The 13,929-nt window shown below is 68.0% G+C and carries 13 protein-coding genes and 1 pseudogene; 8 read left to right on the top strand and 6 right to left on the bottom strand.

The window, feature by feature from the left end; genetic code table 11:
- Positions 1–112: 112 nt before the first annotated feature.
- The gene (locus ON20_RS30730; RefSeq protein WP_051163674.1) at positions 113–1,087 is read left to right on the top strand and encodes an AraC family transcriptional regulator; all 975 of its coding nucleotides are present in this window, start codon (positions 113–115) and stop codon (positions 1,085–1,087) included.
- Positions 1,088–1,701: 614 nt separating this feature from the next.
- Positions 1,702–2,133, top strand: coding sequence for an SRPBCC family protein (locus ON20_RS30725; protein ID WP_051163661.1), 432 nt, complete (start codon positions 1,702–1,704; stop codon positions 2,131–2,133).
- Between the two features lie 505 nt (positions 2,134–2,638).
- Here ON20_RS30725 and ON20_RS30720 read toward each other — a convergent pair.
- Genes ON20_RS30720 through ON20_RS41185 form a run of 3 tightly spaced genes read right to left on the bottom strand, consistent with a single transcriptional unit; the run spans position 2,639 to position 4,687 of the window.
- Positions 2,639–3,265, bottom strand: a complete 627-nt coding sequence (locus tag ON20_RS30720; RefSeq protein WP_306306886.1) for a MaoC family dehydratase — start codon at positions 3,263–3,265, stop codon at positions 2,639–2,641.
- A gap of 25 nt (positions 3,266–3,290) precedes the next feature.
- Positions 3,291–4,181 (bottom strand): serine hydrolase, encoded by an 891-nt coding sequence (locus ON20_RS30715; RefSeq protein WP_040841528.1) that lies wholly within the window; start codon positions 4,179–4,181, stop codon positions 3,291–3,293.
- Positions 4,178–4,687 (bottom strand): LysR substrate-binding domain-containing protein, encoded by a 510-nt coding sequence (locus ON20_RS41185; RefSeq protein WP_438803458.1) that lies wholly within the window; start codon positions 4,685–4,687, stop codon positions 4,178–4,180. Before ON20_RS41185 ends, ON20_RS30715 begins: the two co-directional genes overlap by 4 nt.
- Positions 4,688–4,769: 82 nt before the next feature.
- On the opposite strand from ON20_RS41185, the gene ON20_RS41180 reads away from it, so the two are divergent.
- Positions 4,770–4,952 (top strand): hypothetical protein, encoded by a 183-nt coding sequence (locus tag ON20_RS41180; protein WP_438803459.1) that lies wholly within the window; start codon positions 4,770–4,772, stop codon positions 4,950–4,952.
- Here the strand turns inward: ON20_RS41180 and ON20_RS41175 are convergent.
- A pseudogene (locus ON20_RS41175) lies at positions 4,926–5,051 on the bottom strand (helix-turn-helix domain-containing protein); the annotation flags it as partial. The gene ON20_RS41180 and the pseudogene ON20_RS41175 sit on opposite strands and share 27 nt — an antisense overlap.
- 163 nt (positions 5,052–5,214) lie before the next feature.
- Here ON20_RS41175 and bla point away from each other — a divergent pair.
- Complete coding sequence (gene bla, locus ON20_RS30705; protein ID WP_245547584.1) at positions 5,215–6,180, top strand: class A beta-lactamase; 966 nt, start codon at positions 5,215–5,217, stop codon at positions 6,178–6,180.
- A gap of 37 nt (positions 6,181–6,217) precedes the next feature.
- On the opposite strand, the gene ON20_RS30700 is transcribed toward bla, so the two are convergent.
- Both ON20_RS30700 and ON20_RS30695 read right to left on the bottom strand, forming a co-directional pair.
- On the bottom strand, positions 6,218–7,375 hold the full coding sequence (locus tag ON20_RS30700; protein ID WP_040841527.1) for a hypothetical protein: 1,158 nt from the start codon (positions 7,373–7,375) through the stop codon (positions 6,218–6,220).
- A 236-nt stretch (positions 7,376–7,611) separates the two neighbouring features.
- A complete protein-coding gene (locus ON20_RS30695; protein ID WP_040841526.1) occupies positions 7,612–8,832 on the bottom strand; it encodes a CaiB/BaiF CoA transferase family protein in 1,221 nt (406 codons plus the stop codon).
- Positions 8,833–9,132: 300 nt separating this feature from the next.
- Here ON20_RS30695 and ON20_RS30690 point away from each other — a divergent pair, with 300 nt between their 5' ends.
- The 4 genes from ON20_RS30690 (at position 9,133) to ON20_RS30675 (ending at position 13,820) form a co-directional block, all read left to right on the top strand.
- Positions 9,133–9,534, top strand: a complete 402-nt coding sequence (locus ON20_RS30690) for a DUF427 domain-containing protein (RefSeq protein ID WP_040841585.1) — start codon at positions 9,133–9,135, stop codon at positions 9,532–9,534.
- Positions 9,531–10,403, top strand: coding sequence for an acyl-CoA thioesterase (locus ON20_RS30685; RefSeq protein WP_040841525.1), 873 nt, complete (start codon positions 9,531–9,533; stop codon positions 10,401–10,403). Before ON20_RS30690 ends, ON20_RS30685 begins: the two co-directional genes overlap by 4 nt.
- A 338-nt stretch (positions 10,404–10,741) precedes the next feature.
- The gene (locus ON20_RS39530) at positions 10,742–12,259 is read left to right on the top strand and encodes a serine/threonine-protein kinase (RefSeq protein WP_083865519.1); all 1,518 of its coding nucleotides are present in this window, start codon (positions 10,742–10,744) and stop codon (positions 12,257–12,259) included.
- Positions 12,260–12,494: 235 nt separating this feature from the next.
- The gene (locus ON20_RS30675) at positions 12,495–13,820 is read left to right on the top strand and encodes a bifunctional o-acetylhomoserine/o-acetylserine sulfhydrylase (RefSeq protein ID WP_040841524.1); all 1,326 of its coding nucleotides are present in this window, start codon (positions 12,495–12,497) and stop codon (positions 13,818–13,820) included.
- Positions 13,821–13,929: the final 109 nt, after the last annotated feature.

The following is a 13,929-nucleotide window of genomic DNA, read 5'->3' as shown; positions in this document are numbered from 1 at the left end:
CGTCACGACGTGGCCACCGGCGCCCGGCGCCCACCACTACGTCCTATTCTGTGGGCCGAGCCCCATTCGGATACGGATGCGCGGTTGGATCGTGTTTCGGGAGTTGGTGCCGATGGAAAGCGCAGCTGTTGTCGAGTCCGCGACCACGAGTGCCGTCGCTCCGCGGGAACGCGCGGACTACTGGACCGAGCTGATCGATTCGTATCACTGCCGCCTGGGCTACGAATTCCCCCGTCGCGATGGTTTCCGTGGCCGCACGGCGCTGCGCCGCACCGACAACTACCAGCTCATCGGATGGAAGTCCGACGCGGTGACCTACTACCGTGGCGTTCGACACGTGCGTGACGACTCCGACGACGACTATCGGCTGCTCCTGCCCACCGCCGGTCCGGCCACCCTCCGCCAGGACGACCGGGACACACTCCTGCCCTCCGGCGTGGGATGTCTGGTGACCATCGACCGGCCGTTCGCGATGGCCTTGGGCGACGACACCCAGGGGCTCATCATGACCATCCCGCGGCGGGAGGTCGATCATCGCCTCGACCGTGTCGCCCCGCCGGCCCGTCCGCTGGACTTCACCACCGGACTGGGGCGGGTGGTGGCCGACCTCGCCACCGCTTTGTTCGCGGAGCGCGGCATCCTCGGCCGATACCAATTCGACGCCGTCTCCGACCGGATGGTCGAACTACTGTGCCTGCTCGTCCGCGGCGACCACGCCCCCGCGTCCGACCGGCTCACCGAGGTGGAATTCGCGGTTCGCCGGTATATCCGCTCGCATGCCCACGACCCCGAACTCACCGGCGCCGCGGTGGCCAACGCTCTCGGCTGGTCGCTGCGCCAAGTCCAGCTCGCGCTGCAGCGCGTCGGCACCACACCACGCGAACTCATCAAGGAAGAGCGGCTGCAACTCGCTTACGCGCGCCTGCGCGACCCCGCGTACCGCCACCGGGGCATCTCCGATCTCGCCCTCGACCTGGGCTTCGGCTCGGCCAGTGCCTTCAGCACGGCTTTCCGTCGCCGGTTCGGTGCGAGTCCCCGCGATATACGCCATGGTTGCATGGTTGACGGAGAAGCACCGTGGACGTGACGCCGTCCATTCGGCCTCGCCCATGCCGGGCCGAGCCTCGTGCCGTGCCGCCAGGGGGAACCGCACCGCTGTGACCGCTCGCGGGAGGGCTCTGGCCGAGTGCTGGTCGGTGCTTGGTTCGCGTGTTCGGCGGCGTATTCCTTGCGCGTCGTAGCGGAGGTGTCGACATCGGCGGCCTCGGTCCGCGGCGTGCTGTCGGTCGACTCTTCCTTCCTCCAGCGGCGCCACTCGACGGCAGCGGGTCCGCTCGTTGCGTTGGTCGAGTGGTCGGGTCGCCTTTGCAGGTGTTGCCGCGTCCCGAGTCGGAGGGAGGATTTCGCCTCGGAATTCCGCGATGGATGCGCAGTGGGTACGGCTCCGAGGTCTCCGATAGGTACGTTTCGTGTGATGTCCGGTCTCGTCTTTCGGGGTACCGGACCGGGGACCGCTGTCCGAGTAGTCGGTATTCCTGGCTGTGATCCCCTCGGGCTTTGCCCGATGGTGGCCGTTCGGCGTTGGCAGCCGAATCACTGTTGCATTCCACGCTGGTCAAGCTATAGTACAAATGTCTAATACAAATGTCTGAGTCCGAGTGTGTCAACGCTCACCTCGGCGCAGGAACGAAGGGACCCGCCATGAAGGTCATCACTGTCACCCGTACAACCACCGCCACCCCCGAGGACGTCTGGGAATTGTTCGCCGATATCCCCGGTCGGCCTCGCTGGGACGATGCGCTGGAGTCGATCAGCGGGTCGTTCGAGTTGGGTGGGCGCGGCCGGGTGAAGTTGAAGGGGCAGCCCGAGCGTGCCTGGGAGATCATCGAATGCGTTCACTTGCAGCGTTATACGGATCGTTTCTTCCTCCCGCTGGGCGGAAGGATGGATTGGGTGCACAGGATCGAGGCCACCGATGACGGATGCGAGGTCACCTTCGACATCAGCGTGGGTGGCCCGACCACGCTCATCCTGCGTCCGATCATGCGCGCGATCCTGTCGAAGGAGTTGCCGCCGACTGTCGACAAGCTGGTCGCTCTGGCCGAGCGTCGCATGGTGAACCCGGCGAATTAGCCGGGGCGGTGTCCGTCGTCGGCCGGGGATACCGTTCACGGTGGTCTGCCGGCCCAGGGGCTCCGGCCGGAGCGGTGGCCCACGCGGCACCCTGGAACGGTCGGCAGGAGTTCAGGTCCGCCGAACGCCTGGTGCGTCAACGGTATCGACCCGTCCGCGAGGCAGCGCAGACCAGCGCGCCGGCCATCTCACAACCCGCGAGGCGGACACTACGATTCTCGTAACCGTGATCGACTGCCAGGCCGCCTGCCCGATCGACCATCCCCGCTGCGGGACGCGCCGAGGGGTCGAACACCTGCGGAGGGACCGTAAGCCTTGTCGCGTAGCGGGGCAAGTACCTGTGCAGCAGGGACCCATCGGAGCGGCGCATCACGCCGCAGGGGGAATGCCGGTCGTTCCCGGCCGGGAGGACGCCAAGACCGCGTGAACCCGAGTGCCCACCGAGTCGGGCAGGGCGCTCGGTGATGTGCGCGGCTCGCGTGTTTGGCGGCGTACTCTCTGCGCGTCATGGTGGAGATGTCGACAGGGACGTTTCGGAGCGTGGCCAGGCCATGATTCGGGAGATGTGCTCGGCGAGGCAGGCGGGCTTCTCGGAGCCCTCCACCTCGATCGTGAAGGCGCGTTCGATCTGCACCCCACCCGGAATATCGGTCACCGAGGTGAGTTTCACCGAACACCGCACGCGGCTGCCGACCCTGACCGGGGTGATGAACCGGACTCGGTTCAACCCGTAGTTGATGCCCATCCGCGCCCCGCCTACGCTCATCACCTCCTGCCCGAGCGGGACGAGCAGTGAGAGGGTGAGGAAACCGTGGGCGATGGTGGCGCCGAACGGGCCCTGTGCCGCTCGTTCCGGGTCGATATGAATCCACTGGTGGTCATCGGTCGCCTCGGCGAACAGATCGATACGCCGCTGGTCGATCTCGATCCAGTCGCTGACACCGAGTTCGGTGCCCACCGCCGCACGTAGTGCCTCGAAGTCGGGGAAGTGGGTCATCCGCACTCGCTTTCTCTCGGTCGGCCACCTCAGCCGATCCTTCATGACCTTGCCGGTGGCGTTCAATGGCAACTCCTCGAGGAATACCTCGAACAGGTCGCGGAACCCGAAACCCTCTGACGAATCCCGGTACATCACCGGTGTTCCGCTCGCCGGCGAATTACATCGCCACGCGGCGCAACTCGGTGACGGCGATTCGCGCCGATTCGGCAATGGCCGCGTCGACGACGGGCAGCATCGGATCGGCGCGTGCCGCCCGGGTGAACACCGCCACGGCGACCGGGTACTCGCCGGGGAATTCGACCACCGCCACCTCGTTGCGGATCACCCCGATGGTCCCGGTCTTCCCCGCCACCGTCACCCCGCGATGCGGAAAGGCGGAGGCGATGCGGTGCGGCCAGACCTGGCTGCGCATCACGGCGCGGACGAACCCGGTCTGCTCGACCGATACGACGGCTCCCGTCCACACCGCGAGCAGCAGGCGGGTCATCTCCTCCGGCGTCGAGGAGCTGGTGAAGGCGGGATCGTAGGCGGACACCGTCCACGCCTCGTCATTGTCGGCCAGCGCGGCGAAGGCCTCGGCGGTGGTGTGGGTATCGGTATCGCGGATCAGACTCCGATGGACATCGGCGGTACCGCCGACGATCCGCGTCCCGGCCAGGCCCACCCGGGTCAACAGTGCCTCGACAGCGCCGAGACCCACCTCGTCGAGCAGGAGATCGGCGGCCGCGTTGTCGGACACGGTCATCATCGAGGTCGCCAGATCACGCCTGCTCATGGTGACCGGATCACGCAGGGCGGAAATCCCGGTCGGGCCCGGCGTGCACTCGGCCGGTATGACGGTGACAGGCTCTCGCGGATCGATCCGCCCGGTGTCGACGGCGTGACAGAACGCGAGGAGCAATACCAGCTTGTAGGTGGAGGCGGTGACGACACGGTCGTACCCGGCGACCGAGACCTCGTCGTCGGAACCGTCGCAGCGGCGCGCGTGCAGCCATCCGGTACAGCCGGCGTCGGCGAATACCGCGCGGATCCGGTCCTCGACGCTCACCGCAGCCGCTCCCGGTACAGCACTCGGTCGAGGGCGTCGGCATGGGTCTCGGCCCCCGCCCGACGCACGACGCGAACCCGCAGCGCCGTCGCCTGCGGTGCCATCCGTACCCAGGTCACACCGGGGGTGGGGGCGGGCGGGAACGCGGTGAGGCCGAAGCACGTTCCGGCCGCGACAGCGGCGAGCACACCGCGGTCGTCGCGCACCGTCACCGTCGGCATATCCAGCCCCCGTTCACGCAGGAGGTCACGGACGGTGTCGAAGGCCGGTGGGTTGGCGGCTCGCGGCGGCGCGGCGAACGACAATCCGGCCAGCATCGGGAAAGTGGGGCGTTCGGCGTCGGCGCAGCGGTGCCCGTCCGGTACCGCGATCCACCGCGGCACCTTTACCACCGGCCCGGCCTCGACCCCGTCGACCAGGGCGGGATGTTCGATCACCGCCACATCGCACAGCCCGGATCGCACCTGCGATACCAGGTCCACCGTCGCTCCCACGGTGGTGGACACCGGCCTCTCCGCCACGTTCGCCACGTAACGCGGTCACGCACGCGGTGATCACCCGGTCCGGCAGGGCCTGCGCCGTGCCCCAGTGCACGGTCCCGCGCGTGCGCGCGATCCGCTGCGCCTCGGCGAGCAGCCGTTCGGCGTCGTCGACCAACAATCGGGCCCGCGGCAGCAGTTCCAGTCCGGCCGGGGTGAGCACCGCCCCGTGGCGGGTGCGGTGCACGAGATCGACACCGAGGCGCCGTTCCAGCCGTCGCAACCCCTGTGACAGTGGAGGTTGCGTCATATCCAGCGCGGCCGCCGCCCGGCCGAAATGACCCTCCTCCGCAACGGAGACGAAAAAGCGCAGGTGGCGGATCAGGTCCATGTCGTCATTGAACCAGCGCGACCGGTGCCCTGACGCTCGCGCCCGCGCCCGATCGGCGTCGGCCGCGATACGACCGTGCCCATATGCGACGATATCGACAACGACTCGCGGACACACCGCTCGGATATTGGCCTCCGTGCCCTCGCGGTGGTGTCCTGCCACGGTGACCTCCACACCGAGCATCCATCCCGCGCCGTTCGACCGCCGCCGCTTCTTCCGCGCCGCCTTGGCGGTCTCCGTCCTCTCCGCCGGCGCCGCCTGCGGCACCACCGCCGCCACCGCGCCCTCCGTGCACCGGCCGGCGCCGGCGCCGGCGCCCGATACCCCATTCGCCGGACTCGACATCACACTCGCCGAGTTGGAAGACCGGCACAGCGTCCGACTCGGCGTCCACGCGGTCGATCCTCGGCGCGAGCTCGCCTACATCAGACGCGCCGACGAAAGGTTCGCCCTGTGCTCCACCTTCAAGGTGTACGCGGTCGCGGCGCTGCTGCGTCAGGAGCAGCAGGGCCGGCTGAGCCTGAACGACAGGGTGCGGATCGAGCCGGACGAGGTCGTGGAGAACTCGCCCGTGACCGAGCCCGCCCAAGGCCGCGCCGTGGCCTTGACCGAACTGTGCGAAGCGGCGCTCACCCGCGGCGACAACACCGCCGCCAACCTCATACTCGGCCGGTTGGGCGGTCCCCGCGCCATCACCGAGTTCGCCCGCACCCTGGGCGATAACGCCACCGTCCTCAACCGCTGGGAACCGGCCCTCAACAGCGCCGAACGTGGCGACCTGCGCGACACCACTACCCCGGCGGGCCTGGGCATCGGCTACCGGGAGCTGTTGCTCGGCGCCGCCCTCACCCCGGCCCGGCAGCGCATCCTCACCGACTGGATGCTCGCGAACATCACCTCGGGCGAACGCATCCGAAAGGGTCTGCCCGACGGGTGGACCTCGGCCGACAAAACCGGCGCCGGCAGTTACGGAACCGTGAACGACGCCGGCGTGGTCCGGTCACCGAACGGTGATCCGCTACTGCTCATCCTGCTCAGCGATTCGACCACGAACCTGTCCGATGCGCCGAACAACAATGTGCCCCTCGCCGAGGCGACCACCGCCATTGTGACGGCCCTGTCCACGTAGTCCGGAAAGGTCGGCCGGATCGGCGAGGCCGCATTCCTCACCCCTGTTCGAACGCCGGCTCGGCGACGACGTCCTGGCCGTCCTCGGTCGGTGGTGCATCGTTGCCGTGGGCTGCCTGCCGGGTATCGCGTCGGGATACGGCGGATCGGCCGAGGCCGGTAAGTGACGGGAGCGAGACCGGTTGTCCGTTGTCCGGGGCGGTAACCGTGGTTTCCGCGGCAAGGGGTACCACTGACGTGGGATCTTTGGGCGTCGGGGCGCCGGATTCGTCCGCCGGGGGCGCCTCTTCGCCTTCTTTGGGCAGCAGTTCGGGAAGTACGCTGCTGAGCACTGGTGCAGCAATCATGAGCGGCATCATCAGTGCCTGGACTAGGGAGGAGGCTATGGAGCCGATCCCGCCGTCGCCGCTTCCGGCTCCGGTCCCAGCTCCGGTCCCAGCTCCAGTTCCGGTCCCGGTTCCAGTCCCGGTTCCGGTTCCGGTTCCAGTCCCGGTTCCGGTCCCAGTCCCGGTTCCAGTCCCGGTTCCGGCGACGGTCTCGGCGGCGGGGATGCCCGGTTTGGTGCCGGTGCTACCGGGGTCTTTGGCGAGTTGCACATTCTCATTGGACGTGTGCGTCATCAGGCCATTGACCTGCTCCACTGTGTCCTCAACAAATTTGATAAGTTGCGTATTCTCCGCTTTGGAGAGTTTGCGACCATTAAAAAGCGACATTATCAAATTAAATTGGGTGACGATGTTCTTGATCATCGATAGGGCGAAACGTTGTCGATCGGCAACGACCGCCGAAGTACTGGCAACCTGATCGTCCATGCCGAGGAGGGAATCCTGGCGGTTGCGGGCCGTGCTCACGGTTTTCTGGTACGCCGGGTTGATCTCACCCTCGCCGACCTTGTAAGGACCCGCTCTCATTACCAGTGGGGGTTTGGATGTGGGAGGAGGAACGGGTGCGCCGCTGCCGAGTACGTCGACCGCCTTCTGAATGATGACCTCGGCGCCCTTCTTGGGGTCGCGGATGGCCGCCTTCAATGCGGGCGACGCACCGGATGGGCACACCAGTGTGACCTTCCAGACGTGCTCTACCTTGATCGGAAGGATTTTGTTTCCGTCTTTTCTGATTCCGTCGGGCGTCTCACCTTCCTCGAGCAGCACGGCCTGGGCGGCTTTCTTGCCGCTGTCTCCGTCGGTGTTCGTCATCTCTGGTCCCTGGTATCTCATCCGCCGGTTCGGGTTCCCACCGAGGAATTCCGCCGAGCCCAGCCCGTAGTGGCGTTGGTCGCAATTGCTGTGGCCATTCTCGCATCTCTCCAACAGCGGGAGTACGGCCGAGCGGGTTGTACGGCGGTGGGGTACAGGGGCCGCTTGCCGATGGTCACCGGCCCCACGCGTTGTGTCGCCCGGTGATCCACACTGTGGTCGGACACGGAAGGCGGTTACAGCACCCCCTCGTTCCGCAGCGCTTCCAGTTCCGCCTCCGTTTTGCCGAGCAACCCGGTGTAGATCTCGTCGTTGTGTTGTCCGGGGGTGGCGGGTCCGGCGTTGCGGATCGTGCCCGGGGTGCCGGACAGCACCGGGACGATTCCCGGGCCGAGGACGGTGCGCCCGATACGTTCGTCGTAGTGTTCGGCGATCATCCCGCGGGCGCGCAGCTGCGGATCGTCGACGACCTCGGCGACGGTGTTGATGGGTCCGCTGATCACCCCGACTGCGTTGAGCGTGGCGATGATGTCGTCGGGCCGGCGGCCGGCCGCCCAGTCGCCGATGATCTTGTCCAGTTCGTCCTGGTTGCGTCCCCGGGCGGTATGGGTGGCGAATCGTTCGTCCGTCGCCAGTTCGGGCCGGTCCATCGCCGCGCACAGGCGGCGGAAGACGGTGTCCTGGTTGGCGGCGATCACCACCCAGCTGCCGTCGGCAGTGCGGTAGATATTCGACGGCGCGATGCCCTCCAGGCGAGTGCCGGACGGTCCGCGCACCACGCCGCCGATATCGTAGTCGGGGATGGTGGATTCCTGGACGGCCAGACAGGATTCGGTGAGCGCGGTGTCGACGATCTGCCCCTCCCCGGTGAGGGTGCGCCGGTAGAGCGCGGCCAGCGCGCCCTGGACCGCGAACATGCCGGCCAGGCTGTCGCCCAGCGAGAGGGCCGGCCGCGGTGGCGGCCCGCCGGGGAAACCGTTCATATGGCGCAGGCCGCTGACGGCTTCGGCGACCGAAGCGTAACCGGCCTTGTGTGCATCGGGACCGGTCTGACCGTAGCCGGACACCCGGACCAGGATGATGCCGCGGTTGCGCGCGCGTAGCGTCTCATAGTCGAGACCCCATTTCTCCAGGGTGCCGGGCCGGAAGTTCTCCACGACGATGTCGCAGCGTTCCACCAATTCCAGGAACAGCTCGCGGCCGGCGGGCTCGCGCAGGTTGAGCGTGACGGCCTTCTTGTTGCGGGCGTGCACCGTCCAGAAGAAGTGGTGTCCGTCGAGTTCGGCCTGACCCCATGTGCGCAGCGGGTCGGGGGAACCGGGTGGTTCGAGTTTGATCACCTCGGCACCCATATCGCCGAGCAGGCGACCGGCGAACGGGCCCGAGATCAGCGTGCCGACCTCGAGCACTCGGATGCCGTCCAACGCGCCGGTATCTCCACTGTCCGATGAGCTCATGCGGTGAGTGTAGGGCCGTGGTGCTCGTGCCGGCCGGTGATGATCCGCGGTCGGTCGCCGGCGGACGAGTTCCCTGCCGCGAGTGGCGAGATCATGTCGACAGCGCTCCCGATCTTCACGATCGGTCCTTGGATCTCGTAATTGGAGAATGTAATTCTCCTCTGTGTTCTATGTCATTAGTGCGCCGGCGTTCCGGCCCGCCCGGTGATTCCCGACGCGGCGCCGCCTGTGCCCCCGCTCTGGAATATGCTCGCGGACGAGCCGAATCTGCCCGTGCACCACCGAGTCTCCGGAGTCCGTATGAGCGAGGAACCCATCCGGTCGATGTATCAGGAGCGACCCGACTACCGGGTCGACCCGCTCGTCCGCACCGATGTCATGTCCGCCCGGTACGGAGATATCCGGCTCGCGCACAGTGACGCCCGTCCGATCGTGGACGAACAGGACCACGGACTGGCCGTGTACTTTCCGCGGGACGCGGTGGATTTCTCGCATCCGGAACCGATCGGCATCCGCACCGTCTGCCCGTTCAAAGGGCAGGCGGTGTACTGGCGTCCGGCCGCCGGCGGGGATCGCGGTATCGCCCGGAGTTATCCGGAACCGTTCCCGCAGGTGGCTCGGCCGGCCGGCTATATCGGGTTCGACCAGGACCAGATTCGGGTGACGATCGGCGCGGGCCGCTACACAGGAGGACGTTCATGACCGAGTCGTCGCTGAAGCGGATGCTCGACATCTTCGATGTCGAGCCGGATTCGGTGGACCCGACCCAGTTCTCCGGGGGCAGCGACGGCGGAGCGCGTCGGGTGGTCGACGGTAGCCAGATCCTGGCGCAGTCACTGGTGGCCGCGCACAAATCCCTGCCCGGTCGCGCCGTGCGCTCGGCGCACGCCCTCTTCGTCTCCGTGGCCGATCCGGCGCGCAGGCTAGAGTTCACCGTGACCCCGATCCGGGTGGGGCGCAGTGTCGCCAGCGCCACGGTCACGGCCCGGCAGGGCACCCGCCTCTGCACGAATACCACCGTGCTGCTGGACGATCCCCAACCTGATGTGATCCGCCACGACCGGGCGTCCCGTCCGCCCATCGTGGGGCCCGAGGTGGCGCAGCCGGCCCGCAGCCTTGCACTGCCGGGCCGTGAGGTGCGCATCGTCGGCGTCACGGATATCGACAATCCCGACGAGGTCGGCCCGCCCATCGTGGACGCCTGGCTGCGCTACGACACCGTTCCCGAACGGGACGAACTGCGCCGCGCCCTGCTGGCGCACTTCACCGGTCACCTCGGGATCTCCACCTCCCTGCGCCCGCACGCCGGCGTCGGTACCGCGCAGGCCCACCACACACTGTCCACCGCGCCGATGGGAATCGGGGTGACCTTCCACGATCCCGTCGGGTGGGGCGGATGGCTGCGCTACCACCACGAGAGCACCTTCGCGGGCGCGGGCACGGCCTACGTGCGCGGTCAGGTCTGTACCGAGGACGGGCGGCTGCTGGCGTCGTTCACGCAGGACGCCATGATTCGGGCCTTCGCGTCCGAGGGGGCGGCGATCGGAATGCCGAGCGAAGCCCGGTTGTGAACCCGGCGCCTCGGCCGAGGACGGTCGCGAGTCGGGGGAGTGGGCTCAGAGGCGGATGGCGTGACCTGATTCGATGGCCTGGCGGGCGATATTCGACGACGCGTCCACGATTCCGTTGTCGAAGGGGCTCGGCAGCAGCGCCTGGGTGGCGGCGAGGTGATACACGCCATACGCTCCGCCGTGCTCGCCCGGCCCGCTGCGATATCTCTCACGATCCGCTATCGACGGGGAGGCGGAAACCTGTGATAGCAGCGGTCCCCCGGTGAACCCGACCGGTTTCGGCTGTCGAAGAGTCCTGGGGCTCGGCGGTTTACCCGTCGGTGTGATAAGCGTGTCTGGTGGAAGGCACGCCGTTCGGCCGATATCGATTGCTCGAACTCTTGGGGGCGGGCGCCATGGGACAGGTGCATCGCGCCTATGACACGGGAACCGACCGCATCGTCGCGGTGAAGGTGTTGGCCCCGCAGTTCGCCGACGATTCGGTGTACCGCACGCGTTTCCGGCGTGAGGCGCAGACCACGGCACGCCTTACCGAACCGCATGTCATCCCGATCCACGACTACGGTGAGATCGACGGACGACTGTTCCTGGACATGCGCCTGGTCGAGGGGACCGATCTGGGTCTGCTGCTCTCGGACGAGGGCCCGCTGGAACCCGCCCGCGCGGTGGCGCTGCTCGCCCAGATCGCCGACGCCCTGGACGCCGCGCACGGCGCCGGGCTGGTGCACCGCGATGTGAAACCCTCGAACATCCTCGTCACACCCGCCGATTTCGCCTATCTGATCGATTTCGGGATCGCCCGCGTCGCTACGGACACCGGCCTGACCACCACCGGCGCGATGATCGGCACCTTCGCCTATATGGCGCCGGAACGGCTCGCACACGACACCGTCGACGCGCGTTCGGATGTGTACTCGCTGGCGTGTGTGCTCTACGAATGCCTGACCCAGAGCAAACCGTTCTCCGGTGACAGCGTCGAGCGGCAGATCACCGCACACCTCACCGAAGCGCCGCCCCGGCCCTCGCAGGCCGGTTTGCCCTCGGTATTCGACGCGGTGATCGCCACGGGCATGGCGAAAGACCCCGAGGACCGCTACGCTTCCGCCGGCGCGCTCATGGCGGCGGCGCGGACGGCGCTGATCGATCTCGTGGTTCCGAGCGCCGCGCAACCGCCGGAGGCGAACCCGGTGCCGGCCGCCACGGCGGTCGGCACCGCTGATATCGATACGGCGGGCCGCCCCGGGGGCCGTCGGCGTCGACTCGTGGCCGTGGCGGCCGCCGTGGCAATGGCGTCGTCGGCGGCTCTGGCGCTGAATATGTCACGCGAGGGGGCCGGCACCGCCGGCGCCGGCGACGGGGGAGCGAGCACTGTGTCTCCGACGCAGACCGGCACCGTGGGACCGGTGACCGATCCGGGTTACGCCGTGTCCGAGCCGAGTCCCCCGCCGGCCGTTGCGGGTACCGCCGTATCGGTGATCGAGTCGAGTCCGGTCGTCGGGATCGGCCCCGATGTATCGGTGCCCGGCCCCGCCTCCACGGTCGGGCCGCCGAGTGGCGGCGCCCCGGTAGCCGAGCCCGACCCATCGCAACCGCCCCCGGAACCCGGGCAGTCGCCATCGGGGTCCACGGAGCCGCCGCCGAGGCCTCCGGAGCCGCCGGCACCGCCATCGGAATCGAGTTCCGTCGTGCCCGCTCCCGAAACGACCACCGGTACGTCCGTGCCCGTGCCCACCACGGGCGACGGAGCCGGCGCCGAGGGAAACAACCACGGGGGAGGCGAGGAAGGCGGCACGACCAGCGGCGAAACGACCACGGTGACCACCCCGCCCGCGCCGGCGGTCACGACCTCCGGATAGGCTCGCCCACCGTCGTGGTGGCGTCGGGAAGGTGTCCCGGTTGGGTTCACGGTGAGCCGAATCATCGCCACCGGATTCCCGGCCGCGTAGCCTCGACACGCCGCACCGAGCCGCGGTGTCCGCGGGATGCGCCTGCCCGGTGTCCGCCCACGCAACCGACGGTCCGCGGCTCCGCGGAATACAAATCAGCCGTCGCCCCCTTGAAGTGGAAAACAACCGATAGGAGTTCCTCCCGATGACCGAATCCCCGCAGCCGGCCGACCCGACCGCCGCCTGGAGCTTCGAAACCAAACAGATCCATGTGGGGCAGGCGCCGGACGCGGGCACCCACGCGCGCGCCCTGCCGATCTATCAGACCACGTCCTACACCTTCCGTGACACCGATCATGCCGCCGCGCTGTTCGGACTGGCCGAACCGGGCAATATCTACACCCGGATCATGAACCCGACCCAGGACGCGGTGGAGCAGCGCATCGCCGCGTTGGAAGGCGGGGTCGCGGCGTTGCTGCTGGCGTCCGGGCAGGCCGCCGAAACCTTCGCGATCCTCAACCTCGCCGGGGCGGGCGACCAGATCGTCTCCAGCCCCCGGCTGTACGGCGGCACCTACAACCTGTTCCACTACACGCTGCCGAAACTGGGTATCGAGGTCACGTTCGTGGACGATCCGGACGACCTGGATCAGTGGCGCGCGGCGATTCGGCCGAACACCAAGGCGTTCTACGGCGAAACGGTATCCAACCCGCAGAGTCATATCCTGGATATCCCCGGGATCGCGGAGATCGCGCACGGCGCCGGGATTCCGCTGATCGTGGACAACACCGTCGCCACCCCGTATCTGCTCCGGCCGTTCGAGCACGGCGCCGATATCGTCGTGCATTCGGCGACGAAGTACCTGGGCGGCCACGGGGCGGCCATCGCCGGTGTGATCGTCGACGGCGGCACCTTCGACTGGGCCGTCCGGGCCGGTGACGCGCCCCGATTCCCCGGTTTCGTCGAGCCCGACCCCAGCTATCACGGTGTGGTGTACGCCGACCTCGGCGCTCCCGCCTACGCGCTGAAGGCCCGGGTGCAGCTGCTGCGCGATGTCGGCGCCTCGATCTCGCCGTTCAACGCGTTCCTGATCAGTCAGGGATTGGAAACACTGAGCCTGCGGGTGGAGCGGCATGTGAGCAACGCGCAGGCGGTCGCCGAGTTCCTCGAACAGCAGCCGGGAATCACCCGGGTGGATTACGCCGGTCTGCCGTCCTCGCCGTGGTACGAGCGCGGCCGCCGGTTGGCGCCGAAGGGGACCGGCGCGATCATCGGGTTCGAGCTGGCGGGCGGTGTCGACGCGGGTAAGAAATTCGTCGAGGCGCTCACCCTGCACAGCCATGTCGCCAATATCGGTGACGTGCGGTCGCTGGTGATCCATCCGGCCTCGACAACGCATTCCCAGCTGACCCCCGAAGAGCAGCTCGCCTCCGGGGTCACCCCGGGACTCGTGCGGCTCGCGGTCGGTGTGGAGGGGATCGACGATATCCTCGCCGATCTCCGCGCGGGCTTCGCGGCGATCGCGGGATAGGGAGGTGGCGCGGGCCCTGCCCCGGTAGTGGGGTCCGCGCTAGGGGCGAAGGTCCCTCGTCCGCCGGAGAACGGATGGGGTCCCCGATGGGGAAACCCGGGACCTTCGA

This window comes from Nocardia brevicatena NBRC 12119 (genome assembly GCF_000308495.1).
GTDB classification, from domain to species: domain Bacteria; phylum Actinomycetota; class Actinomycetes; order Mycobacteriales; family Mycobacteriaceae; genus Nocardia; species Nocardia brevicatena.
This window is presented reverse-complemented; position numbering and strand designations above follow the sequence as displayed.

Excerpts from the sequence above, each read along its gene's own strand:
- ON20_RS30700 (WP_040841527.1), bottom strand. The coding sequence starts at position 7,375 with ATGACGAACACCGACGGAGACAGCGGCAAGAAAGCCGCCCAGGCCGTG.
- ON20_RS30690 (WP_040841585.1), top strand. The coding sequence starts at position 9,133 with ATGAGCGAGGAACCCATCCGGTCGATGTATCAGGAGCGACCCGACTAC.
- ON20_RS30675 (WP_040841524.1), top strand. The coding sequence starts at position 12,495 with ATGACCGAATCCCCGCAGCCGGCCGACCCGACCGCCGCCTGGAGCTTC.
- ON20_RS30720 (WP_306306886.1), bottom strand. The coding sequence starts at position 3,265 with ATGTACCGGGATTCGTCAGAGGGTTTCGGGTTCCGCGACCTGTTCGAG.
- ON20_RS30695 (WP_040841526.1), bottom strand. The coding sequence starts at position 8,832 with ATGAGCTCATCGGACAGTGGAGATACCGGCGCGTTGGACGGCATCCGA.
- ON20_RS30685 (WP_040841525.1), top strand. The coding sequence starts at position 9,531 with ATGACCGAGTCGTCGCTGAAGCGGATGCTCGACATCTTCGATGTCGAG.
- ON20_RS30730 (WP_051163674.1), top strand. The coding sequence starts at position 113 with ATGGAAAGCGCAGCTGTTGTCGAGTCCGCGACCACGAGTGCCGTCGCT.
- ON20_RS30725 (WP_051163661.1), top strand. The coding sequence starts at position 1,702 with ATGAAGGTCATCACTGTCACCCGTACAACCACCGCCACCCCCGAGGAC.